Here is a 24245-nt window from a genome sequence, read left to right on the forward strand (position 1 = left end):
CCGGCGGCACGCCGCCGGTCTTCGTGGGGCCGTAGCTCAGATGGGAGAGCGTCGCGTTCGCAATGCGAAGGTCAGGGGTTCGATTCCCCTCGGCTCCACCAATTTTCCCTCACGAGCGCTGTTTGACTAAGTCAGCTCTGCAATACGCTCATCTATGATGCCCATCATGACCTTCGAATAAGTTGGACGATCAGCTGTAGCGAATTCAATAGACGTAATATACTGAAAATGTAATTTCGTGATTTGACGCAAAACATTCCGCCACAGCTCGAAATCTTCTTTTGCGGAAGAAGTAAGCATTTCATCCAATGCGTTGAGCATCCCGGTAATGAGCCATCGATACTTTACTATTTCTTGATCATTGAATTGTTCAATATCCATCGGCTCTGCGAACTTTGGATTGTCAGCGAACGATTGTACCGCCGATGCATAAATTTGTCGGGCAATAACCTCTCTGTTTAGCATTCTCGCTTGTCGAAAGGATCGATACGAAACGAGCGCCGCGAAGATCGCGAAGGCAACTCCGATCATCGTGAATACCGAAGAGGCCAATTCAGCGATTCTAGCCAACTGATCCAGCATCATTTTTTTGTCTCATTGCCTTGTCAAAGTTCCCCGTACTGTCGAACCGATGGTGACGCCTTCCGCAATACCGTCTGGGTTAGCTGCGATCCGCTGTCGCAAATAGTGCCCTCGCATCCGCCCCAGTTTTCTTAGCCTTATGCAAAGGACTAATTGGGTCCCGCGCATCAACCAAGCTAGCCTGCGTGAACGGCTGGGGCGTCTCACCCCGGCCGCCATACTTTGCGCCCGTATCCCCTAGTCCCCAGAGAACAGCATGTCCGGCAGCCACAGCGCGATGGCCGGGAACAGCACGATCAGGAACAGGCCGAACAGCTCGACGATCGTGTAGGGCCGACCGACCAGTAGATGTCCTTCATGGTCAGGTGCTGCATGGACGGGTCCGATTGCGTCACCGATCTTAGGTAGAACAGATTGAAGCCGAATGGCGGCGTCATGTAGCTGATCTCCATCATCACGACGAACAGGATGCCGAACCAGATCGGATCGAAGCCGTGCGCATTCACCAGCGGCAGGAACACCGGCAGCGTGATGAGCATGATGCCCACCGGATCCAGCACCATGCCGAGGAAGAACAGCACGATCATCATGAACACCAGCGCGCCCCACCGGCCGCCGGGAATCTGTTCGGTCATGTGCGTGATGAAGCTTTCCGCGCCCATCGCGGTGTAGGCCGTGGAATAGGCATGGGCGGCGAAGACGATCCAGGTGATCAGGGTCGTCAGCCGGAAGGTCCGGATGGCGGCTTCCCGTACCAACTGGGTATTCAGCTTGCGGTTGACCGCGCTGGCGACCAGAGCGCCGAGCACGCCGACCGCGGCCGCTTCGGTCACGGTCGCCAGGCCCGAGAAGATCGCGCCCAGAACCATGACGATGATCATGATCGGCAGCAGCACCGAGCGGAGGGCGCGGAGTTTCTCCGGCCAGGTGCCGCGGTCTTCGGCCGGCAGCGACGGGCCCAGCCTCGGCTGGAACCAGCAACGGATGCCGATATAGGCGGACACGAGCACGAAAAGCAGCAGGCCCGGACCGACACCGGCCGCGAACAGCTTGCCGATCGAGACCTCGGTGATCAGGGCGTAGAGCACCATCAGGATCGAGGGCGGAATGAGGATGCCCCAGCCGCCGCCGGAATTGATCGCGCCCAGCGCCAGCCGGGCGTCATAGCCGCGCGAGAGCATCTGCGGCAGGGCGATGGTGCCCATGGTCACCACGGCTGCGCCGGAGATGCCCGACATTGCCGCAAAGATGGTGCAGATCAGGACCGTGCCGATGGCCAGACCGCCGCGCAGTCCGCCCCACCAGAGATGCATCATCCGGTAGAGGTCGTGGGCGACGCCGGATCGCTCCAGCACCATCGCCATGAAGACGTAGAGCGGGATCGCAATGAGCGACGACGTCTCCATCAGGTCCCACATCTTCGACGCCACCAGATAGAGGCCGTCGGACGCGGGGTTCGCCTGGAACTCGACGAAGATGAAGATGACGCTCAGGCCGCCCAGCACGAAGGTCAGCGGCACGCCCAGCATGATGAACAGGAACAGCAGGCCGAAGAAGAGGAAGGTCTTCCACTCGATGGCCATGGCCGCATAGCTGGCCACGATCTCAGACATCGACCTTGCCCTCCGCACCGTCGGCGATCGGGCCGAAGGCGCTCTCGTCCACGTCAATTCCAATCAGGATGAATATGTCGGCCGCGAGCTTCACCATGCCCTGCAGGAACAGCAGGATGGCCGCGACCACGATCATCCATTTCGATGGCCAGAGCGGTGCCTTCCAGACGGCGAGCTCGTCCACCTCCCACTTGCACCAGGGCGGCACGCCCTCGGCCATGCAGACCGACTGGGCGGCCATGTCATAGGCATTGGGCAGGAGCACGAGGAGGAAACAGAAGAACAGGAACGAGGTCGCGATATCGACCGCCGCCTTCCGCTTCTTCGAGAAACTGCCGTAGAACAGGTCGACATTGACGTGTTCCCGGCGGGCGAGCAGATAGCCGCCGCCAATGATGGCGTAGACGCCGAAGATCAGCCGCGAGGCCTGCTGCGACCAGGAGACCGGCGCACCGACCACCTTGCGCATGACGACATCCGCCAGCAGCAGCACGAACAGGATCAGGACCGCCCAGTTCACGAACTTCGCAATCCAGAGATTGGTTGTCGTGACTGTCCGGGCAATCGCCGTGATGGCGCCCATGTGACTATCCAATCAGTTCAGAAACGGGTCTGGCACGCCACAGGCCGTCCGGAGCCGGTCCGGGCGTCGTGACGCAGAAAGGACGCAGGTGCCGGACCGGAGAAAACTCTCCGGCCCGGCCCCGGATCACGCTCAGGCGTAGCCGAGCACCTTCAGGAACTCGACCAGCATCTCGGTACCCTTGGCCGCATTGCCGCCCTTGGCACGCTCTTCCTCGAGAATGGCGCGCGACGCTTCGGCGAACTTGTCCAGTACGCCCTGCGGGAACTGCTTCACCTGCACGCCGTGCTCTGCGATGCCGGATGCGAGCGCCGTCATCTCCTTGTACTGATATTCAGCGCAGCGCTTCCAGAAGCGCGTCTCCAGATGCATCATCAGCGTGAAGCGCAGATCCTCGGGCAGGGCGTCGATCGCCGCCTTGTTCATGATCAGCGTATCCATGGCGATGCCCATGGTCGGCTTCATGTGGAACTTGGCCACTTCCCACAGCGACATGGACTGGGCGCCCTGCGCCGCACCCCAATGGGCGCCGTCAACGACGCCGGAAGCCAGCGACTGGTAGAGTTCCGGACCGGCGACGTACTGCGGCGCCGCACCGGCGGCTTCCAGGTACTTCAGGTAGGAGCCGGACGAACGCAGCTTCATGGCGGAGAAGTCACCGGCCTCGGCGATCTCCTTGGAGACAACCAGTTCGGTCGGGTAGACCTTCTCGGCGCGGCTGACGACGCCGTGATAGGCCAGTTCCTCGTTGAACATGGCCTCGGCGCCCATGTTCTTCAGGTAGTACTCGAACTCCCAGGGCTCGCGGAACGTGCCCGGCACGCCCAGGCAGAGACCGGCCATCGGCGCCTCGCCCAGGATGTAGCCCGGCGAGATGGTGCCCATCTCGACCACGCCCTTCTTCACGATCTGGAAGATCTCGGCGCCCTTGGCGAACTCGCCGGCACCGTGAAGTTCCAGGGTGAAGCGGCCGCCGGTGATCTCGGCCAGTTCGTCGGCGATGACCTGCAGGCTGTCGCCATAGGACGCGGACGCCTTCGGCCAGTGCGACTGCACCTTCCAGACGACCTTCTCCTGCGCGCGAGCCGAGCTCGAGCCGATGATGGCGGGCGCTGCGACCAGCGCTGCGCCGGCGGCCAGCGCCTTGCGGCGGGACAGACCAGAATTCTTGTCGGTCATGACATACCTCCCTTTGTCATGTCGGATCGGACAGCAGGCCCGATCTCATTGTCAGTGCGGGCAGTCGGGGCCCGCGGTTCGCCAGCCGTCATGGCCGGGGCATTCATCCGCGGCACTCTTCAACGCTACGGGCGGACAGTCAATTGCCCATGCCACGCTGCCGAATCGCCGAACGGCCCGCTAAGCCGGGTTCTCTGCCGCCTCCGACACGATCAGAACGCCGTGCGGCAACGCGAACTCTTCCAGATTCTCCCCCTTGCCGATTCGGTCGACGACCGCGAACGCTGCACCGTCGACGAGCGCCAGCAAGGGCGCGTGCCAGGTGCCGGCGAGGTAGTTCACGCCTTGCCCGGACGCTGCGAGGAAAGCGTTCAGCGGGCCTGGCCTGCCGCCCTCGTCAACGGCCACGACGACCAGATAGGGGGCGTCGGTCATCGGCAGGAACGCCTGGCTGCCGATCGGGTGCCGTTCCATCAGATCGAGACGGCAGGGCAACGCGACGGCTTCGGAGCGGAAGATGCTGATTCCCGCCCTGCCCGATCCGAAGGTCAGCCGCGCCCGGTCGTGGAAACGGTCGCACCGGCCACCATTGATGACCATGTCAGCTGTTCCGGCAGCTTCCAGCACGTCGCCGAAAGGCCGGAAGGCTTCTGCCGTCAACGGCACGGCAGTGATCGCTTCAGGCGTCATGCGCCGGGCCGCAGTTTCATGTGCCGGTTGACGTTCTTGTAGAGAAGGTAGCGGAACAGGCCCGGCCCGCCCGCGTAGCAGCCCTGCGGACAGAAGGCGCGCAGCCACATGTAGTCTCCCGCCTCGACTTCCACCCAGTCCTGGTTCAGGTGATAGACGGCCTTGCCCTGAAGCACGTAGAGGCCGTGCTCCATCACATGGGTTTCCTTGAAGGGAATCGCGCTGCCGGGCCGGAATGTGACGATGTTGACGTGCATGTCGTGGCGCAGGTCGTCGGAATCGACGAAGCGCGTCGTCATCCATCCGTCGTGCCCCGCCGGCATGACACGCGGTTCGTGATCGCTCTCGCAGGTGACGAAACTCTCTGGATGGTCGAGTCCTTCCACGGCCTCATAAGCCTTGCGGATCCAGTGGAACCGGACCGGCGCGGCGCCGTCATTGACGACCTGCCAGTCGGTGCCCGGCGCCAGATAGACATAACTCCCGGCCGTCAGCTCATGGCCATTGCCGTCCAGCGTCAGCCGCATGCCGCCCTCGGTCACGAAGAGCACCGCCTCGACGCCCGGCTCGGTCTCGGGGCGGTCGCTGCCGCCACCGGGCGCGATCTCGACGATGTACTGAGAGAAGGTTTCGGCGAATCCGGTCAGCGGCTTCGACAGCACCCACAGGCGCGTTTCCCGCCAGAAGGGCAGCTTGCTGGTGACGATGTCGGCCATGACGCCTTTCGGAATGACCGCATAGGCGGTCGTGAACACGGCCCGGCCGGTCATCAGATGCTCCGGCCCCGGCAGGCCGCCGGAGGGCGAGTAGTAGGACGTTTCCATCAGTTCCGGGTTCCTTCCGCAGGCAGGACGCCAGGCGCGACGGCCTAGCTCAACTCGTCGAGGGCGTCGTGAACGCGCTCGATCGACTGGAGATGTTCCCGTCCCCGCTCGGCCAGTTTCTCGACCACGGCGACGCTGAGAAAATGCAGCAGGGACAGGGCAGAGCCATAACGGTCGAATGGATCCGTGCCCCTGACCGCACAGGGAATGGTCCACGTGGCGCTTTCCACCGGCGGCGCCGCCATGTCGGTGACGTAGAGAACGCGCGTACCCAGCGCGCGCGCCTCGTTCATCACCATTTCCGTCTGCGGCACGCGCCGGCGCATGCCGACACTGACGAGCACATCGTCCTTCGTCATGGCGGCGACCTCCTCGGCCAGGGTCGCGCCCGGCGTGGGCAGCAGGCGCACGTCGCCGCGCACCTGAACGATCTGCCACTGAAAGTAGCCCGCCAGGAAATGGCTGTTGCGCCAGCCGATGCAGAAGACCCGCCGCGCGTTGCATATGGCATCGACGATGGCCCGCACGGTGTCGGGGTTCAGCGACTGCATGGTCAGCGCGATGTTCCGCGCGTCCTGTTCGACGTGCGACTGGATCCGGGCGCTGAAGCCCTGCCCGACCGGCTCCTTGAACATGAGATAGACCGGTGAACCCCAGGTCTGCGCGTCGCGGGCGGCCCGGCGGGCATCCTCGTAGCTGGCGAAACCGAGGCGCTGGATCAGGCGCGTGACGGCGGCCTTGGACCCGTTCGAGAGCGCCGCCAGCTCGGTGGCGGAATACGCGGCGACCTCCCCCGGGAACTCCAGAATCTGGTCGGCGATGCGGCGTTCGCTCTCGGGAAGCGAGGCGTACTGGTCGCGGATCGCCTTCTCCAGGGAGGTGTGGCCCCGGGCCGCCGGACCGTCTCCGGACCCGGCCGCCGGGGACGGCTTCTTCGCCATGGCGCGCTCTATGACTCCTCGGTTGCCGGTCAAGGCTAGGCGTGCGCCAACTGAAACACAAGTTTTTAAAAATTGCCTTGTTGAGACGATTTTTTCAGTGTCTACTCGCCAAGTGAAACACCGGTTTCAGACACGGGGCATCCAGCGATACCCCGTGAACGGCGCGACAGGAGCTCCGGACCTTGCTTGAGCTGCGTTTTTTCGAAATCTATCGAAACGCCGATTTCATGTGGCGGCTGGCGGAGGGAATCTGGCTCAGCATCTCGCTGACCGTCACCGCGGCGATTGTGGGATTCGTGGTCGCCATGGGCCTCGCCGTCGCCCGCAATGCACGGGTGCCGGTGCTGGCGCAACTGTCCGCCTGCTATGTCGAGTTCATCCGCAACACGCCGCTGATCGTCCAGCTCTTCTTCGTCGCCTTCGGCCTGCCGCTGCTGTTCGGCTACGCCTGGCCGTTCTGGGCGCACGCCATGCTCGGCCTCGCGCTCAACTTTTCCGCCTACTTCGCCGAGATCCTGCGCTCCGGCCTGCTGTCTATTCCAAAGGGCCAGATCGAGGCCGCCGAGGCGCTCGGTCTCGGGCGAAAGGTCCGGTTCGTGAAGATCGTGGTGCCCCAGGTGATCGCGAACGTCTACCCGTCGCTCACCAGCCAGTTCATCTTCCTGTTCCTGACAACCGGCGTCATCTCCGAGATCGGCGTCGAGGACCTGACCCATGCCGGCGTCTTTATCGACAGCCGCACGTTCCGGTCCTTCGAGGTCTTCATCACGCTGACGGTCCTCTATGTCGCCATCGCCCTCAGCTTCAAGGCCTGCATGCTGGCGATCGACCGTCACTTCTTCGCCTGGAAGGTCCGGCAATGAGCGATCTGCTGGTCACCCTGTTCGGGAAGCCGATGGGCATCATGCTCTTCCAGCTCTTCTATGCGACGCAGTTCACGATCTACCTGTCCGCTATCGCCTTCGCGGGTGGCGGCCTGATCGGCAGCCTGATCACGCTGGCGCGGATATCCGGCTACAAGCGTCTGAGCCGCTTCGCCTCGGGCTATATCTGGTGTTTCCAGTCCGTGCCGCTGCTGATGCTGCTGTTTCTCTCCGGCCTCGGCATCCCCCGCCTGATGGGGCAGGACGTCGATCCCTGGATTTCGGCAATGGCCTCGCTGACGATTTACGCCAGCGCCTACCTCGCCGAAGTCTGGCGCGGCGCCATCCAGTCCATTCCGGGCGGCCAGTGGGAAGGCGGACGGGCGCTGGGCATGCGCTTCTTCCCCATCCTGCGCGCGATCGTCCTGCCGCAGGCTCTGCGCGTCGCGCTGGCGCCCACCGTCGGCTTCAGCGTGCAGATCATCAAGGGGACGTCGCTGGCCTACATCATCGGCTTCCAGGACCTGATGAACATCGGCCGCCGCTGGGCCAACGCCCCGGTCGACGGCACCGAGCCCTTCATCGTCTTCCCGCTGATGGCGCTGATCTACTTCGCGCTCTGCTTCCCGCTCTCGCGACTCGCCCTCTACCTCGAAAACCGTCTGGGGACCTTCCGCAAGGCCCCTCAGGCGGCAGCAGCCTGACACACAGGGAGAAAGGATAACCCCATGCTCAAACTCGTACGCAATCTCGCCTTTGCCGCGCTCGCGGCGGCCGGGACGGTCTCGCCGGCGGCGGCCGATCTGTCCGACGTGCTCTCCAGCGGCACCATCAAGATCGCAGTGCCCGAGAACTTCCCGCCCTTCGGTGCGCTGGGCGCCAGTGGCGAGCACGAGGGCTACGACGTCGATGTCGCCAAGCTGATCGCTGCCGATCTGGGCGTCGAACTGGAGATCGTGCCGGTCGCGTCGAAGCAACGTATCCCCTATCTGGAAACCGATCGCGTGGATCTGGTGATTTCCTCTATGGGCGCCAATCCGGGCCGGGCCAAGTCGATCTGGTTCTCGAGCGCCTATGCGCCCTTCTTCTCCGGCGCCTTCGCGACCACCGACATGGCGATCTCCTCGCCCGCCGATCTGGCCGGCAAGAAGGTCGGGCTGACCGGTGGCACGCTGGAGGATCTCGAACTGACCAAGGTGGCCCCGGAATCGGCCGAGATCATCCGCTTCGGCGACAACGCGGCGACGCTCGCAGCCTACGCGTCCGGCCAGGTGGACGTACTGGTCACGGGCAACACGGTCGCGGCGGACTTCACGAAGAAGAACCCGGACAAGGCCATCGAGACCAAGTTCATCATCAAGGAATCGCCCTGCTTCATCGGCGTGAAGAAGGGCAGCTTCGACCTGCTGCAGTGGGTCAACGTCTTCATCCTTCACAAGACGCTCGGCGGCGAACTGAACGCGCTTTCCGAGAAGTGGTTCGGCCAGAAGCTGCCGCCGCTGCCCGCGCTGTAGGGTCAAGACATGACGGACGCCGGCCCGGCATCAACCTGGCCCGGCCTCTCGACAGACTGGAATCCGGGCCAACGCGCCCGGATTTCTTTTCTGAATCCTGACCGCCGCCCACAGCGATTCTGCCATCGCCGCGAATTCCTGGCCGCACACCAAGTGAGGGTTCTGTCCGGGATCGAATACGCCCCAAGAGGGCATTTTCAATACCTATATACCACAATCTGACCATCCTATCCTTCAGCGACCCGCTTTCATTCAAGAAAAATCAATCAAAAATCTTAATATTCGTGAAGAAATTTGTTAACAATGCAGAATATATTATACTTAACAGCCGTTAATAATTCAAATATTTGGCAAAGACAGAAATCAATTCGCTACAAGACAGGATTTTTGAGAAACTTGATAGGTCAACAAATGGGAAATTAGTCGAAATTAACCAATTGTTAGGGACCAGCCGCCATCCTTCTCCGCCAGAGGCCCGCCCCGCCATCACGAACGGCGCTGCACGCCGCCCGGCCACGGGACAAATCGAGAAGGAAGACCCCCTTGAGCACGCCCTCCGACACCCCGACCGTAGCGCCCATCGAAGCCCTCACAGGAAACCTGCGCGAGTACAAGGAGCCCCAGGGGATCGATCTGCTGGGCCGCACCGAAGGCTTCTTCCAGTGGCAGGAACTGCGCCGCCAGCACGACCTGTGGCCCTATTCCCGTTCCGCCGACGAAGCACCCCGCGCCTGCAGCACCGCTCTGGACGACACGGGACGCTCCATCTCCGGCGTCAACTTCGCCTCCCAGGACTATCTCAGCCTCTCCAGCCACCCCGCGGTGATCGAGGCGGCCAAGGCGGCGATGGACGAATTCGGCGTGCACAGCGCCGGCTCCGCCGCCCTGCTCGGCAACACGCCCTATTCCCTGAAGCTCGAGCGTGAGCTGGCAAGTTTCATGGGCATGGAGAATGTGACCCTGTATCCGACGGGCTGGTCCGCGGGCTATGCGGCGATCCAGGGCCTGGTCCGGCCGAACGACCATGTCGTGATGGACGTGCTCGCCCACTCCTGCATGCAGCAGGGCGCCATCGCCGCGACCACCAACATTCATCTCTACGGCCATCTGAACACCGGCGGCGTGCGCCGGAAGCTGCGGGCAATCCGCGCCAAGGACAAGACCAACGGCATCATGGTCGTGACCGAGAGCCTGTTCTCCATGCACGCCGACACGCCGGACCTGTCCGAACTGCACGAGATCTGCCGCGAATACGACGCGACCCTGCTGGTCGACGTGGCGCACGATATGGGCTGCATCGGCGAAGACGGCCTCGGCCATCTGTCGCTGCAGAAGATGCTCGACAAGGTCGATCTGGTCGTCGGCAGCTTCTCCAAGAGCTTCGCGTCCAATGGCGGCTTCATCGCTTCGAATTCGCGGGCGGTGAAGGAATACCTGAAATACTACAGCGCGCCGCAGACCTTCTCCAACGCGCTGTCGCCCGTGCAGGCCGCCATCGTCCTGACCACGCTGGGCATCATCCGCTCCCCGGAAGGCCGCGAACTGCGCCGCACGCTGATGGACAACATCCTGTATCTGCGCGAGCAGCTGAACCGCGCCCATATCGAAGTGCTGGGCGATCCCTGCCCCATCGTGCCGGCTCGCATCGGCGCCGAGGCGATGGCCCGCATCGCGATGAAGTATCTCGGCAAGCTCGGCGCGATCGTGAACCTGGTCGAGTACCCGGCCGTTCAGCGCAACGGATCCCGCATCCGCCTGCAGGTGATGGCGAAGCACAGCCGCGACGACATCGACAACCTCACCGCTTCGCTTCGCAAGGCCATCGACCTGGCGGAGATCGAGTATCGGCGTTCGAACCTCGGTCGCCCGCAGCCGAAGCCCGCTGCCACCGAATCGCAGACTGCCAAGGGTGAAGAACGCGCGGCCTGACAGCCGCCACACCCGGCCAACGCCAGAACGAGTGATGGAGCAGACGCATGACAACCGCAGCAGACCGGTTTCTCTCAGTCGACGATAATCCGGACTCCGCGGATCTGGCCGCCCGTGTTGCGACCCGCTGCGGTTTCGAGGCGCGGGCCGAATGCAATCCCGCCGCGGTTCCGCAGCTGGTCCAGGAATGGCAGCCGGACATTGTCTCGCTCGACCTCTGCATGCCCGAAATCGATGGCGTGGAACTGCTGACCAAGCTGATCAAGTGCGGCTTCTCCGGCGAGATCATCTTCATCAGCGGGCAGACCGACCGGATGGTCCAGCTCGCCGGCAAGCTGGCCGAGGCGCACGGGCTGAGCGTCCTTGCGGAGATGACAAAGCCCATTGAGGTCGCCAGGCTGCGCGATCTGCTCAATGTGGCGCGCGACCGGATGGCGGCACCGTGCCAGGCGACCGGTACCTGACGGGACAACCGGTTCACCTCGCTTCGGACGACTTCTGCCAGGAGGCAACATGATTGCTGCGGCCAAGATCGAAGACCTGATCAATTCCTACCTGGAATGGATCGCACCGGCGAAGCTGATGAACGACCGGTACGCGATGAAGCGTGTCCGCATGTTCCTGCTGAGCCATACTTTCGGGCCCTTTCTGGGGCACACGATCTCGTTCTACCTGTATTTCCTCGACCCGTCGCCGTCGCCGCACGTCTATATCCTGGCGCTGTCGATCTCCCTCTTCTGGCTGCTGCCGTTCATCCTTCGTGGTCTGAGCGGCTACTTCTCGCCGGAAAAGGTCTACAATGTCGTCGGCCTGATATCGGTGCAGAACCTGGTCTTCGCGATCCTGTGGGGCTGCTACCACTACGGCGGCATCAGCTCGCCGTTCATGGTCTGGTATCTGACCGTCCCGCTCCTCGCCTTCTTCTATTTCGGGCCGGACAGGAAGATCAAATACTCGGTCGTCGGCATCATCTGCCTGAACCTGCTGGGCTTCTACACCTGGTATCTCTACGGCGAGGGCTTCCCGGTCCACGTGCCGCTCGAGGAGATGGCCGGCATCGGCGTGGTCTCGACCCTCTCGGCCGCGCTCTACGTCTCCATGATGGCCGTCTACTACGCGACGGTCGTCGACTCGCAGTCCGAACTGGAGCGCGAATTCGAGCATCACCGGCACACGATGCAGCAGCTGATCGAGGCAAAGGACGTCGCCGTCCGCGCCAACGCGGCGAAGTCCGAATTCCTGGCCCGCATGAGCCACGAACTCCGCACACCGCTCAACGCGATCATCGGCTACAGCGAAATCCTGCTGGAGGACGCGGAACTGGAAGGCCGCGACGAGACCGGCGTTGCCGACCTTCGCCGCATCCTGGATGCGGGCCATCATCTGCTGGAACTGGTCACGAGCGTCCTCGACATCGAAAAGATCGAGGCCGGCAAGATGGAGCTGCACAACGAGGAGTTCGAGGTCAGCGCCCTGATCCAGACCGTGGCCGCCACCTGCCGCCAGCTGGTTGCGCGCAACTTCAGTGAGCTCGTGATCGACTGCGATGACGATCTCGGCCGGCTCAATGCGGACACGACCAAGCTGCGCCAGGCGCTCATGAACCTGCTGAGCAACGCCGCCAAGTTCACAGCCAGCGGTCAGGTCCATCTGCGGGCGCACCGGCGCAAGCGTTCGGACAGCATGTGGCTCTGCATCGAGGTCGAAGACACCGGCATCGGCATCAAGCGCGAGCAGCTGACGAACCTGTTCCGCAACTTCGGCCAGGCCTCGCCGGAAGTCACCGCCAAGTTCGGCGGCACCGGCCTGGGTCTGTCGCTGAGCCAGAAGCTTTGCCGTCTGATGGGCGGGTACATCACCGTCCGCAGCGAGATCGGCGTCGGCTCCTGCTTCACCATCTGGCTGCCGCTGCAACCGGAAGGCCAGCAGGCCGCCACCGCCGGACATACGGCCGCCGCATCCGCCGCACAGTTCAAGAGCCTGAAGAACCGCAGGGTTCTGGTCGTCGACGAGGACCCTGCCGACCTGCTGCAGGTGGAGCGGACCCTCCACGGCGCGGACTGCTTCGTTCACACTGCGGCAAGCATCGAAGAAGGCATCCGCCTCGCCAACGAGGTCAAGCCGGACATGATCGTGCTGGATCCCATCTTGCACGACGGGAACGGTGTCAGCATACTCCGGGCCCTGAAAGCCGAGGAGGCCACTTCCGACATTCCGGTGGTCGTCCAGAGCGTCGTCGATGACGGTGTCGGTGCAGAATCCGCCGGCGCCAGCGTCTTCCTGATGAAGCCGCTCGACCGGATGGAGCTGCTGGCTTCCCTGAACGCCCTCGCCAGCGGTGAAGTCCGCGACACGGCAAGGTCAATTCCGGGAATCAACTTCCTGAACGCTGCCGGAGGGGCCGCACATGCCTAAGATACTTCTGGTGGAAGACAATCAGATGAACCGGGACATGCTGAGCCGGCGCCTGAACCGGATCGGGTTCGATGTCTGCACGGCCGTCGACGGCCCGAGCGGGGTCGACGCGGCTTCCCGCGAGGCGCCGGACGTCATCCTGATGGATATCGCGCTGGGCGAGATGGACGGCTGGGAAGCGACGCGGCGCATCAAGTCGAATCCCGAGACAAGACAGATCCCGATCATCGCACTCACCGCACATGCGCTGCAGAGCGACCGGGAGAAGAGCATCCAGGTCGGGTGCGCTGACTTCGATACCAAGCCCGTCGCTCTGCCCCGCCTGCTCGGCAAGATCGAGGACTGCCTGATGCAGTCGTCGTCCGCCGCCTAGACATCTGCTGCGGCCCGGGCCGCTTCAATCAGAATCGGAACGCCGCAAGAGGATGAACCTCTTGCGGCGTTTTTCGTCGGCAGACGTGAGCCGTCGGAGCGGATCAGGCGAGGTCGTAGCGGTCGAGATCCATGACCTTCGACCAGGCGGCCACGAAGTCGGTGACGAACTTCCCGCCCGCATCGTCCGCGCCGTAGACTTCGGCTATGGCGCGGAGCTCGGAGTTCGATCCGAACACCAGATCCGCCCGGGTCCCCGTCCAGCGGACCTCGCCGGTCCTGCGGTCCCGGCCGTCATAGAGGTCCTCGGCTTCCGACTGCGCCTTCCACGCCACGCCCATGTCCATCAGGTTGACGAAGAAGTCGCTGGTCAGCTGCCCGGGCCGGTCCGTCAGGACGCCATGGGCGGTCCCGCCCGCATTGGCGCCGATCGCGCGCATGCCGCCGACCAGAACGGCCATTTCCGGTGTGGTCAGGGTCAGCAGCTGGGCCTTGTCGACCAGCAGCCGTTCGGCCGCATCCTTCGAGGTCTCCTTCTGGAAATTCCGGAACCCGTCGGCCTCCGGCTCCAGCGGCTCGAAACTGTCGATGTCGGTCTGCTCCTGGGTCGCATCGGTGCGGCCCGGATGGAAGGGCACGGTGACGTCATGGCCGGCGTCGTTCGCAGCCTTCTCGACCGCGGCGCAGCCGCCGAGAACGATCAGGTCGGCCAGCGACACCTTCTTGCCGCCGGACCGGGCGTCGTTGAAGGCGGACTGCACCGCTTCCAGCTTCTCCAGAACCTTCGCCAGCTGCGCCGGCTGGTTCACGTCCCAGTCCTTCTGCGGCGCAAGGCGGATGCGCGCGCCATTGGCGCCGCCCCGCTTGTCGGACCCGCGGAACGTCGAGGCCGACGCCCATGCCGTCTCGACCAGTTCCCGGACCGCAATGCCGGAAGCCAGAATGTCGGCCTTCAGCTTGGCGATGTCCGCCTCATCGATCAGTTCGTGATCAACCGCCGGCACCGGGTCCTGCCAGATCAGATCCTCTTCCGGCACTTCCGGGCCGAGATAGCGTGACTTCGGCCCCATGTCGCGGTGGGTCAGCTTGAACCAGGCCCGTGCGAAGGCGTCCGCGAATTCGTCCGGGTTGGCGTGGAAGCGGCGCGCGATCGGCTCATAGACCGGATCCATCCGCATCGCCATGTCGGCGGTCGACATGATGGTCGTGACCCGCTTCGACGGATCGTCCGCCGCAGGCGCCATGTCTTTCTCGGCCACATCCTTCGGCACCCACTGCCAGGCGCCGGCGGGGCTCTTGGTCAGCTCCCACTCGTAGCCGAACAGCATGTCGAAATAGCCCATGTCCCACTGGGTCGGGTTCGGCGTCCATGCGCCCTCGAGGCCGCTGGTGATGGCGTCGCCGCCCTTGCCGCTGCCATGGCTGCTCAGCCAGCCGAAACCCATGGCCTCGATGCCCTCACCTTCGGGCTCTGCGCCGACCAGCGCGGCATCGCCCGCGCCGTGGCACTTGCCGAATGTGTGGCCGCCCGCGGTCAGCGCAACGGTCTCCTCGTCATCCATCGCCATGCGGGCGAAGGTCTCTCGGATGTCCTGCCCGGACTTGACCGGATCAGGCTCGCCGTTCGGCCCCTCGGGATTGACGTAGATCAGGCCCATCTGCACGGCCGCGAGCGGATCTTCCAGTTCCCGGTCGCCGGAGTAGCGCTTGTCGCCCAGCCACTCGGTCTCCTCGCCCCAGTAGATGTCCTCTTCCGGCGAATAGACGTCCTCGCGCCCGCCGGCGAAGCCGAAGGTCTTGAAACCCATGGATTCCAGCGCGCAGTTGCCAGCCAGGATCATGAGATCGGCCCAGGACAGGCGATTGCCGTACTTCTTCTTGATCGGCCAGAGCAGACGCCGCGCCTTGTCGAGGTTGCCGTTGTCGGGCCAGCTGTTCAGCGGCGCGAAACGCTGCGATCCGGAGGCGGCGCCGCCGCGACCGTCGCCGATACGATAGGTGCCGGCGCTGTGCCAGGCCATGCGGATGAACAGGCCGCCATAGTGGCCGTAGTCCGCCGGCCACCAGTCCTGCGAGTCCGTCATCAGGGCGTAGAGATCGTCCTTGACCGCCTTCAGGTCGAGGCTGTTGAACGCCTTCACGTAGTCGAAGCTGTCACCGTTCGGATCCGCCATCGGCGGGTTCTGGTGCAGGATCTTCAGGTTCAGCTTGTTCGGCCACCAGTCCCGGTTCGACATCGAGCCCATCATCGTGTGGGCGTGCATCACCGGGCAGCCGCCCTCAACCTTGGCATCCATTCGTCTCTCCCATCGCGTACTGGCATTTCGCCAGTGATTTAGAATAATTCTAATTTAGGTGGGGCGATGCGGTTTGGCAAGCCACAACCGCCCGCAACAGCACTTCCGGAGACATGGCCGGACGCGGGCGATCTTCAAGCGTTGCATCCGGTGCAGACAGCCGCTGCGGCACCGTGCCCCCGCGATGGCAGGTTCGCGCTGGACGCCGCCGCCTGTTTCGCTAGAACGTCCCTTCCCGCCGCGACGAAGACCGGACCGTCCGCGGCAACGGCATGTCGGCGGGAACAACATGACGAGGAGAGGAAACCCGGATGACCACCGAGCCCCGCGCCTTCGAAGGGATCAACGTACTCGACTTCACCCAGGGCATCGCCGGTCCGCACGCCACAATGCTGCTGGCCCAGCACGGCGCCAACGTCCTGAAGATCGAGCCGCCGGAGGGCGACTGGGGGCGCACCCTGGGCGCGACCTATGACGACCAGTGCGCGCATTCCATCGCCTTCAACCGCGGCAAGCGCTCCCTCGCCATGGACATGAAGAACCCGGACGCGCAGGCCGCCGCCCGCCGCATCGCCGAGAAGGCCGACGTCATCGTCGAGGCCTTCCGCCCCGGCGTCATGGCAAAGTTCGGTCTCTCCTACGATCAGGTGAAGGCGTTCAACCCGGACGTCATCTACCTGTCGGTCACCGGCTTCGGTCAGTCCGGCCCCTATTCCAACCGTCCGGTGACCGATGCGGTCATTCAGGCCTATTCGGGCCTGATGACGGTGAACAAGGACAAGGACGGCCTGCCGCAGCGCCTCAACATGATCCCCATCGACGTGATCACCGGGCTCTACGGCTTCCAGTCCCTTTCCACCGCGCTGATGCGGAAGTTCCGCTATGGCACCGGCTGCTACATCGACAACAACCTGATGCAGTGCGCCGCCGCCTTCCAGTCGGCCAAGATGATGGAATTCTATCTGGAGAAGGGCCCGAGTCAGCCGCTCTACGTGCCCGTTGGCACGATGGAGACCACGGACGGCTTCATCAACATCACCGCCATGCGCGAAGCCCACTACAGCACGCTCTGCGATGTGATGGGCAAGCCGGAGTGGAAGGATGACCCGCGCTTCTCCGACCGAAACAAGCGGCTGGAGAACGAGCACATCCTGATGCCGATGATCCGCGAGGTCTTCGCCACCCGCTCGACCGCCGAATGGGCGAAGGACATGACCGAAGCCGGCCTGATGAATGCGCCGGTCCAGACCTATGGCGACATGATGGGCCACGAACACACCAAGGCCATCGACGCCATCGCCTATCTGGAGCACGACAAGACCGGAATGGTGCCCATGCCCCACATCCCCGGACAGCCGCGCATCGACGGCGAAGGCCCCCTGACCCACTCGCCCTCGATCGGGGAGCACTCGGACGAGATCCTCGCCGAGTGGGGTTATTCCGAAGCCGAGATCGCCGCCATGAAGTCGGGCGGCGCCGTGCGTTACCCGGGACTCGCCGCCGCCGCGGAGTAGGCGTTCAGGAAGCTTTCGAGAACCGCTGTCCCTTCAGGCGGATGCCAGCGGCCTCGCGGTCCCAGGTATCGGCCGTGACACCCTCGGAACGAAGCTCAACCTTCTGCACCTTCGCGGTCGGCGTCTTGGGCAGTTCGTCGACGATCCGGACGTAGCGCGGCACCATGAAGTGCGCCATGCGCGGGGTCAGGAACTCGATCAGTTCGACCGGGTCGATGGTCTTCCCCTCGACCGGCGCGACGACGACCATGACCTCGTCCTCGCTCATCTCGTTCGGCACGGCGATGGCAGCCACTTCGCGGACGGATGGATGTGCGCCGACATCGGACTCGACCTCGAAGGACGAGATGTTTTCGCCTCGGCGGCGGATGGCGTCCTTCATCCGGTCGACGAAGTAGAAATTGCCCTCGGCGTCCATGCGGAAGGCGTCGCCGGTATGGAACCAGCCGTTGCGCCAGGCCTTCGCGGTTGCTTCCGGATTGTTGTGATAGCCGGAATTCATCGCCCAGGGCCGGTCGGTGCGGACCATCATCTCGCCGATCTCGCCCACCGGAACCTCGCAATCGTTCTCGTCGACCAGGCGGACCTGGACGCCGTCGCGGACCTTGCCGCAGGTGCCGCGCACGGTCGGGTTCGGCTCGGAGAAGATCGGTGTCGAGACCTCGGTCATGTTGAAGATCGTGTAGACCTCCACCCCGAAACGCTTGGCGAAGGCCTCGATGTCACCAGCCAGCGGCACCATGAACATGGTCTTCATCGGGCTGTCAGCATCGTCCGGCTTCGGCGGCACCTTCTCGATAAACTGGGCCATGACGCCCAGCAGGAAGGTCGCCGTGGTCTCCGTTCGGCGGATGACATCCCAGAACGTCGCGGTATCGAACCGTTCGACCAGCGTGATCGAGCCGCCACGGACCAGCATGTTGTAGGTGATGCCCGAACCGCCGATGTGGAACAGCGGCAGGTTGACCAGGAAGCGGTCCTCGCCGGTGATGCAGGGCCAGGTCTCGGGTCCGGCGTTGGAGAACAGATGCAGATAGGAGCACAGCACCGCCTTCGACGGTCCGGTCGTGCCCGAGGTGAAGATGATCTGGTGCGGATCCCAGGGCTCGATCCGGCGCGGGGTCGCGGCGATGGTCCCCGCCTCCGGCAACAGCACATCCTCGTAGACATGGCAGTCGAGACCGGCCACATCGGCCTTGCCGCCAACCGAGACCATGGTCTTCACTGCGGCCGTATCGACGTCGGCGAGCCGCGGCGCGAGATCAGCATGGGCGATGATGCGGCGGGCGTCGGAGATGTTCAGCACATGGGCCAGCAGGCTGCCGCGGTAGCTGGTGTTGATCGCGACATAGACCGCGCCGAGATAGTTCAGCGCCAGGAAGATACGGATGTTCTCGGCCGAGTTGGGCAGCCACACGACGACATGCTCGCCCTGTTCGACGCCAAGCTGTTGCAGACCCAGCGCCGTCTGCAGCACCAGCCGCCGCAAGTCGGCGTAGGTCCAGGTCGTGCCGTCGTCGAAGACCGCGAAGACCTTGTCCGGACATTCGCGGTCCCAGCGGTCGATCAGGTCACGGACAACGACGCGGTCGCGCGGCGGGATTCTGGGATCGGAAGCTTCGGGCGCCTCCGGCGCGGCTTCGGCCTGGATCTGCGGTCCGGTCACGGCAATCTCCCCTGTTGCTGGTTGCCGAAACCTACCCGCCGGTAGATCGCACGTAAACCACGGCCGGGCGCATGACGCCCTCCGCGGTCTATGACCTCAGAGTTCCTCGTTGCGGATGCTGGGGGACGTCGCCAGCGAATGCGCGACGGCGGCGGTGATCGCCTCCGCACGGTAGGGTTTGGCAATGACGAAATCCGGCTCGAACGACTCGCCCGTCAGCACTTCCTCGGGGAAGCCGGTGACGAAGATCACGGGCGCATCGGTCACTCGGCGCAGCCGTCTGAGCGCCTCTCCGTCAAAGTTTTCGTCGCCGAGATTGTAGTCGGCGATGATCAGGTCGGGCTGCCTGTCGACGCAGAGGTCGATGGCGTCGGACACGCTCTCGGCCCAGCCGACGGATTCCACGTTCACCTGTCTCAGCACGCTTTCAAGATCGTCACGGATGATCGGTTCGTCCTCGACGATGATCGCCCGGCTGCCGGGTTCGGGCTTCAGCGCCTCCCGCTGCGACTTCAACAGGTCCGCCGCCTCGTCGGCCTCAAGTCCCACGATGCCAGCAGCCTCGCTGAGGGGAATACCCAGCACATCGGTGAGCAGAAGCAGCAACCGAGGTACGGCGGGCGGGGCCGGCATGCTCCGCCACAACGCGTCGTCGGTGAAAGCCCGGGCGTCGGCATGGGAACGCTCGGCTTCTGCGCGCCAGAGTCTGAGAAAGGACGCGATCTGGGAGGCGGTGACAGTGTCCTCACCCTCCGCCATGCTCTTGTGCGCCATGATGAGGCGGGCCAGCTCGTCGCCGCCCATTTGATCGCCGGAAGCCGCGCGGGCGAACTGCCGGAGAGCCGTGATCTGCAATGGTGACATTCTACTCGGATACTCGGGTCAGGGGTCTTGGTTCTTCTTGACGGGACAGGCCGGCGCGGCGGAACCGCAGGCCCTACGGGTCATCTGACTTGCCGGACGCGCGAAGAATCTCCGCGATGGAAGCGAAAAGCAACTCGTTATCGACCGGTTTGGCAAATGTCTTCTTGGCCAGCCCCTTCGTGCTCTCGGTCAGTTCCTCGCCATAGCCGGTCACGAAGATCAGCGGCACGCCGAGTTCATGGAGGCGCCGGGCTACCGGCAGCGTCGTTTCGGTTCCGAGGTTGATGTCGAGGATGGCGAGCCGCTGCCGGTCCTCGGCCGCGCGGAGAGCGTCCTTCGTGCCGGAGACCGTGACCACTTCCTCGACCCCCGCCCTGAAGGCAATGGATTCATACTCCAGCGCGATCAGCAGATTGTCCTCGACGATCAGGATCTTGCCTTCCTGTTTCGCGGCAGGAGATGTCTGCCGCCGCTCGGCAGCCGCCAGCCGCGGGGTCGGCGAGATGCGGGGCGCGCTCCGCGGGGCCTCGCCTTCGCTGCGCCGCAGATGAAGGTCGGGCACAATGAACCGGCAGCGGAGCCCGCCTGGCGCGAACTCGATCTCGGCCTCGCCCTTGAGGTCGAACGGGATCAGCCGCTCGATCACGGTCCTGCCGAAGCCGCGGCGTTCGGGCGGCGCGAGATCGGGCACGCCGTGTTCCAGCCAGTTCAGTTCCAGCCCCTCCGGCTGCAGCGACCAGTCGATCGACACCGACCCGGCTCCAGCCAGCGCGCCATGCTTGACCGCGTTCGTCAGCAGTTCGTGGATGACCAGGGAGATCGTCGAGAAGGCCTCGGCGGTCAGCCGGACCGCCGGTCCTTCGGCTGTTACGCGTCCGGCATCGCCATCATCCAGGAACGCAGAGAACTCCGTTTCCAGTAGCGCCATGAGCGACACGTCCTCCCAGCCACGCCGGGCGATATGGTCATGCGCGCGGGCCATTGCCTCGATCCGCCCGCTGACGACCTCGCTGAACTGCGCGACCGTAAGGCCGCGCGCGTCGGTCTGGCCGATCACGTTCCGGATCAGGTTGAGGATGTTGCGGACGCGGTGGTTCAGTTCAGCGATCAGAATGTCCTGATGCGCCTGCTGGCGCTCCCGCTCCTTCGCGACGGCGTCACGCATCCGGACGGCGATGTCATAGAGCACGAGCCGCAGCCGCTTCGCCGTGGCGATATCCGAGGCGCTCCAGGGTTCGGAGCGGCCACGGACCGTTTCCCGCCATTCCGCAAAGCTCTGCCGCGGCGAGAGCCTGTCGCCGCCAGAGTCGCGCTGTACCGGCTTTTCCGGGTTGCCGGCCCAGCGGACGACGCTGGTCACCGGCTTGCGCAGGAACATCACATAATCCGACCTGGCCGTCGGCAATAGGTACGGCCAGTACCCCGGCGACATCGGCTGCAATGTGCGGCGCATCCGGGAAATCCTCGTCGAGCCGGTCGGTGACGAACATCTCGCCGGCCTCGCGCGCCGCCAGATGCCTGACGAGTTCGCCGCAGACTTCTGCGCCCGGCGTCTCGCCGGCAAGTCGAACATATCCGCCAAGATGCATCGCCACGCCGTCGGCATCGACGAAACCGGCCAGTCGCTCGATCAGCATGTCTGCGCGTTCCGCCGCCGGACGGCTGTCGCGCAACATGTCCATCAGCTCCGACTGACGGTCGAAGGTCCTTTCCAGGTGCGCCTGGACCTGCTGGTTCTCGCGCAGGAAGCGGAGATGCGAGAACATGCGGGCGAAGAGCTCGACCGCGGCACGGCGCTCCAGCGGCAGGTTGCGGGGCTGGTAGTGATGACAGGCGAACAGGCCGGCAAGATCGGCGTCGCGCAGGATGGACGCCGAGAAGGATGCCGCGACGCCCATGTTGCGGAGATATTCGAGATGGATCTCCGAGACTGCGCGGAAGACACTGTGCGACAGGTCCAGCCCCGTACCGTCCTGTCCCTTCTGCCCCACAATTCCGACCGCCGGGTCGGACGCATCGGCGATCACGCGGATCATGTTGCGCCGGTAGAGCTCGCGCGCCTGCGCCGGGATGTCGCTCGCCGGGTACCGCAGCCCCAGATAGCTCTCGCGGCCCTCGGCAACGGACTCGGCCACGACTTCGCCAACCCCGTCGTCCATGAACCGGTAGACCATGACCCGGTCGAAGCCGGTCAGGCTGCGCATGAAGCGGCAGGCGGCGTCCTCCATCTCCCGGATGTCGGCGATGGCGCGGAGCCGGTCGATCATGCTGCCGACATAGGCGGATGTCCCGTGATCGGCCCGCGGCGCGCAGGGTTCGACCTCGATGACATAGAACTCGCCGCTGACATGCACCGCGACGTTGAAGGTACGGTCGTCATCGTCGAACAGCCGTGCCGAGAAGGCGTGTTCGACGTGGTCGCTGTTGACGATCAGTTGCAGCATGCCGCCCATCCGGTGCACCGCCCGGGTGGAAAACCACTGCCGCGCCGAACCGCCGAGAACCTCTTCAACGGCCGCACCGAACAGTTCACCGCAGTTTTCCGAAAGGTAGCGGATAGTCCAGTCCCGCGAGACAGCGACCAGGTAACCGTGGGACTGGATGCGGCCGAGGAACTGGATCGGCTCCCGGTCGCAATTGGTGAGATCGACGGGATGCGCGGTCATTCGGCGGCGACCCTGGGCGGGGCGGCAACGGACAACGCCAGCTCGAAGACGTCCCGCGCCCAGACCGCAGCCACCTGCCGGTCGAGCCTGTGGCTGTCGAGCGCCGAAACAAAGTCCGGCCACTGGGTTGCATCGGCGCTGCAGAGGAAGGCATCGGGCCGGCCGGTCTTCCCGGCCGTCCGGCGCTGAAGGAACCGCGCGCCCAGGCTGGCGCCGGCCAGCACATAGGCGGCACCCCAGAGCGCGCTGTCACGCTGCCGGCCCTCGACCGGCAGGGGCCGGCGCGGCCATTCCGTCGTGGTGGCCGCAACCATGCCCAGAGAGGTCAGATCCGCGGTCAGCGCACCCGCGCGGCAGAAACCCGTCCATTGAGGCAGAAGCGTCGTCATGCCGCTCGATGTGAGCCAGCTCTCGACGCCGCCCCACCAGGCGTGGGCGGCAAGAAACTGCCGATAACCCATGGGATCGCCAAGATCGATCTGACCCAGCAATTCATCGAGCTCGGTGTGCTGACCGGCTGTGGCGGTCCTGAGGAACTGCCGGTTCGACTGTGTCGGCGGATTGGACTCGGCGACCGTGGCGCCGGACTGCGGATCCCCGCCCCGGGATCCGGACGTACGCTTTTTCATCTACTGGTCTTGCTCGCCCCGGTTTCACCCGATTATCGGTTGGGCAACGTCGTTCGGCAAGCAAGGTTCCCGGACTGGCCGACATGCAAGGAGAAACCATGCACATCTGCATTTTCGGCGCCGGGGGTCTCGGCGGCTTTTTCGGGGCTCTGCTGGCAGATGCCGGGGAGCGGGTGAGCTTCATCGCCCGAGGCGCGCATCTGAAAGCGATGCGGCGCGACGGTCTCCGTGTCCGTACCGCGCTGGGCGACCGCTGCATCTCGCCGGTAACGGCGACCGACGACCCGGCCTCGATCGGTCCCGCTGACGTCGTGCTGATGTGCGTGAAGACCTACGATCTCGACCAGGCGGCGGCAGGATGCCGGGCGCTGATGCACGACACCACCGCCGTGATCCCGGTGCTGAACGGTGTCGAGGCGCCGGCGCGGCTGGGCGAACTTCTCGGCGAACGGCACATCGTACCCGGCCTGACCTATGTTCCCTCCAACGTCACGGCGCCGGGCGAAATCACCCACAAGGGATCCGCCGCCTCGATCACGCTCGGACAGGCCCGGAAGGGCGTCACGCCTACGCTCGACGCCTTCGTCCCCGCCTGCGGACGCGCCGGCATCGACGCCCGCGTCACCGACAATGCCGTGCGCGAGATGTGGATGAAGTTCGCCGCCTGGTCGGCCTCCAGCGGCACGACCACGCTCAGCCGCCAGCCCATTGGCGAGGTCCGGCGCATCCCGGAACTGCGGGAGCTGTTCCAGAACATCGTCGACGAGGCCGCCGCCGTGTCCGCGGCCGCCGGTGTGCCGCTGCCGGAAGACCGCACCGCCAATCTGATCGCCAGCCTCGACACCATGCCGACCGACGCAAGGTCCTCGACCCTGGTCGATCTGGAGAACGGACGACGGCTGGAGCTGGAGGCCGGCATCGGCTGCATCGTCCGCCTGGGCCGCGAGCATGGCATCGACACACCCGTGTGCCGAACGATTTACGCGGCCCTGCTGCCATACAGGGACGGCGCGCCCGGGTGACCCGCCTGCATCGGCTCAATCATGTTTGCATTATGTTCTCAAATGCATTACGTGTTGGCGTGAGTTTTTTGCAATCAGGAGA

20 protein-coding genes, 1 tRNA gene and 3 pseudogenes are annotated in these 24245 nt (G+C 64.3%); 10 read left to right on the forward strand and 14 right to left on the reverse strand.

The features are described 5' to 3' along the window. The first annotated feature begins 25 nt into the window (after nt 1-25). Nucleotides 26-101, forward strand: a tRNA-Ala gene (locus ACMVY4_RS18080). Nucleotides 102-126: 25 nt separating this feature from the next. Here ACMVY4_RS18080 and ACMVY4_RS18085 read toward each other — a convergent pair. The 7 genes and pseudogenes from ACMVY4_RS18085 to ACMVY4_RS18115 all read right to left on the reverse strand — a co-directional run bounded on the left by ACMVY4_RS18085 (nt 127) and on the right by ACMVY4_RS18115 (nt 6412). Further along, the gene (locus ACMVY4_RS18085) at nt 127-585 is read right to left on the reverse strand and encodes a hypothetical protein (RefSeq protein WP_416897373.1); all 459 of its coding nucleotides are present in this window, start codon (nt 583-585) and stop codon (nt 127-129) included. A gap of 234 nt (nt 586-819) precedes the next feature. Continuing rightward, a pseudogene (locus ACMVY4_RS18090) lies at nt 820-2165 on the reverse strand (TRAP transporter large permease). Between the two features lie 22 nt (nt 2166-2187). After that, nucleotides 2188-2778, reverse strand: a complete 591-nt coding sequence (locus ACMVY4_RS18095; RefSeq protein ID WP_416897374.1) for a TRAP transporter small permease subunit — start codon at nt 2776-2778, stop codon at nt 2188-2190. Nucleotides 2779-2910: 132 nt separating this feature from the next. Further along, complete coding sequence (gene dctP / locus ACMVY4_RS18100) at nt 2911-3957, reverse strand: TRAP transporter substrate-binding protein DctP (RefSeq protein WP_416897375.1); 1047 nt, start codon at nt 3955-3957, stop codon at nt 2911-2913. A 180-nt stretch (nt 3958-4137) separates the two neighbouring features. Then, a complete protein-coding gene (locus ACMVY4_RS18105) occupies nt 4138-4647 on the reverse strand; it encodes an ureidoglycolate lyase (protein WP_416897376.1) in 510 nt (169 codons plus the stop codon). Continuing rightward, entirely contained in the window at nt 4644-5474 is an 831-nt protein-coding gene (locus ACMVY4_RS18110) for a bifunctional allantoicase/(S)-ureidoglycine aminohydrolase (protein ID WP_416900344.1), read from the reverse strand. The genes ACMVY4_RS18105 and ACMVY4_RS18110 overlap by 4 nt, the downstream gene beginning before the upstream one ends. Nucleotides 5475-5515: 41 nt before the next feature. Beyond that, nucleotides 5516-6412, reverse strand: a complete 897-nt coding sequence (locus ACMVY4_RS18115) for a MurR/RpiR family transcriptional regulator (RefSeq protein WP_416897377.1) — start codon at nt 6410-6412, stop codon at nt 5516-5518. A gap of 182 nt (nt 6413-6594) precedes the next feature. On the opposite strand from ACMVY4_RS18115, the gene ACMVY4_RS18120 reads away from it, so the two are divergent. The 7 genes from ACMVY4_RS18120 (at nt 6595) to ACMVY4_RS18150 (ending at nt 13506) form a co-directional block, all read left to right on the forward strand. Continuing rightward, nucleotides 6595-7275, forward strand: a complete 681-nt coding sequence (locus tag ACMVY4_RS18120) for an amino acid ABC transporter permease (RefSeq protein WP_416897378.1) — start codon at nt 6595-6597, stop codon at nt 7273-7275. Then, nucleotides 7272-7979, forward strand: a complete 708-nt coding sequence (locus ACMVY4_RS18125; protein ID WP_416897379.1) for an amino acid ABC transporter permease — start codon at nt 7272-7274, stop codon at nt 7977-7979. The genes ACMVY4_RS18120 and ACMVY4_RS18125 overlap by 4 nt, the downstream gene beginning before the upstream one ends. A gap of 24 nt (nt 7980-8003) precedes the next feature. Continuing rightward, nucleotides 8004-8789 (forward strand): transporter substrate-binding domain-containing protein, encoded by a 786-nt coding sequence (locus ACMVY4_RS18130; protein WP_416897380.1) that lies wholly within the window; start codon nt 8004-8006, stop codon nt 8787-8789. A 543-nt stretch (nt 8790-9332) separates the two neighbouring features. Then, nucleotides 9333-10718, forward strand: a complete 1386-nt coding sequence (locus ACMVY4_RS18135) for an aminotransferase class I/II-fold pyridoxal phosphate-dependent enzyme (RefSeq protein WP_416897381.1) — start codon at nt 9333-9335, stop codon at nt 10716-10718. 47 nt (nt 10719-10765) lie between these two features. Next, on the forward strand, nt 10766-11182 hold the full coding sequence (locus ACMVY4_RS18140) for a response regulator (RefSeq protein WP_416897382.1): 417 nt from the start codon (nt 10766-10768) through the stop codon (nt 11180-11182). Between the two features lie 49 nt (nt 11183-11231). Further along, complete coding sequence (locus ACMVY4_RS18145) at nt 11232-13133, forward strand: ATP-binding protein (protein ID WP_416897383.1); 1902 nt, start codon at nt 11232-11234, stop codon at nt 13131-13133. Next, the gene (locus ACMVY4_RS18150; RefSeq protein ID WP_416897384.1) at nt 13126-13506 is read left to right on the forward strand and encodes a response regulator; all 381 of its coding nucleotides are present in this window, start codon (nt 13126-13128) and stop codon (nt 13504-13506) included. Before ACMVY4_RS18145 ends, ACMVY4_RS18150 begins: the two co-directional genes overlap by 8 nt. Nucleotides 13507-13609: 103 nt before the next feature. On the opposite strand, the gene katG is transcribed toward ACMVY4_RS18150, so the two are convergent. Next, nucleotides 13610-15802 (reverse strand): catalase/peroxidase HPI, encoded by a 2193-nt coding sequence (katG, locus tag ACMVY4_RS18155; RefSeq protein WP_416897385.1) that lies wholly within the window; start codon nt 15800-15802, stop codon nt 13610-13612. 311 nt (nt 15803-16113) lie between these two features. On the opposite strand from katG, the gene ACMVY4_RS18160 reads away from it, so the two are divergent. Further along, entirely contained in the window at nt 16114-17316 is a 1203-nt protein-coding gene (locus ACMVY4_RS18160) for a CaiB/BaiF CoA transferase family protein (RefSeq protein WP_416897386.1), read from the forward strand. Nucleotides 17317-17320: 4 nt separating this feature from the next. Here the strand turns inward: ACMVY4_RS18160 and ACMVY4_RS18165 are convergent, their stop codons facing one another. The 6 genes and pseudogenes from ACMVY4_RS18165 to ACMVY4_RS18190 form a co-directional block, all read right to left on the reverse strand. Beyond that, nucleotides 17321-18982, reverse strand: a complete 1662-nt coding sequence (locus ACMVY4_RS18165) for an AMP-binding protein (RefSeq protein ID WP_416897387.1) — start codon at nt 18980-18982, stop codon at nt 17321-17323. A 96-nt stretch (nt 18983-19078) separates the two neighbouring features. Continuing rightward, nucleotides 19079-19837, reverse strand: a complete 759-nt coding sequence (locus ACMVY4_RS18170; protein ID WP_416897388.1) for a response regulator — start codon at nt 19835-19837, stop codon at nt 19079-19081. Nucleotides 19838-19919: 82 nt separating this feature from the next. Continuing rightward, on the reverse strand, nt 19920-21035 hold the full coding sequence (locus ACMVY4_RS18175) for an HWE histidine kinase domain-containing protein (RefSeq protein WP_416900345.1): 1116 nt from the start codon (nt 21033-21035) through the stop codon (nt 19920-19922). Between the two features lie 33 nt (nt 21036-21068). After that, nucleotides 21069-21299 (reverse strand): annotated as a pseudogene (locus ACMVY4_RS18180) (hypothetical protein); the annotation flags it as partial. Further along, a pseudogene (locus tag ACMVY4_RS18185) lies at nt 21253-22512 on the reverse strand (GAF domain-containing protein); the annotation flags it as partial. The pseudogenes ACMVY4_RS18185 and ACMVY4_RS18180, both read right to left, overlap by 47 nt. After that, nucleotides 22509-23141 (reverse strand): biliverdin-producing heme oxygenase, encoded by a 633-nt coding sequence (locus ACMVY4_RS18190; RefSeq protein WP_416897389.1) that lies wholly within the window; start codon nt 23139-23141, stop codon nt 22509-22511. The gene ACMVY4_RS18190 and the pseudogene ACMVY4_RS18185, both read right to left, overlap by 4 nt. Before the next feature lie 98 nt (nt 23142-23239). Here ACMVY4_RS18190 and ACMVY4_RS18195 point away from each other — a divergent pair, with 98 nt between their 5' ends. Beyond that, entirely contained in the window at nt 23240-24163 is a 924-nt protein-coding gene (locus tag ACMVY4_RS18195; protein ID WP_416897390.1) for a ketopantoate reductase family protein, read from the forward strand. Nucleotides 24164-24245 lie beyond the last annotated feature (82 nt).

Origin of the sequence: Minwuia sp. (assembly GCF_048007105.1) — a bacterium.
Taxonomy (GTDB): domain Bacteria; phylum Pseudomonadota; class Alphaproteobacteria; order Minwuiales; family Minwuiaceae; genus Minwuia.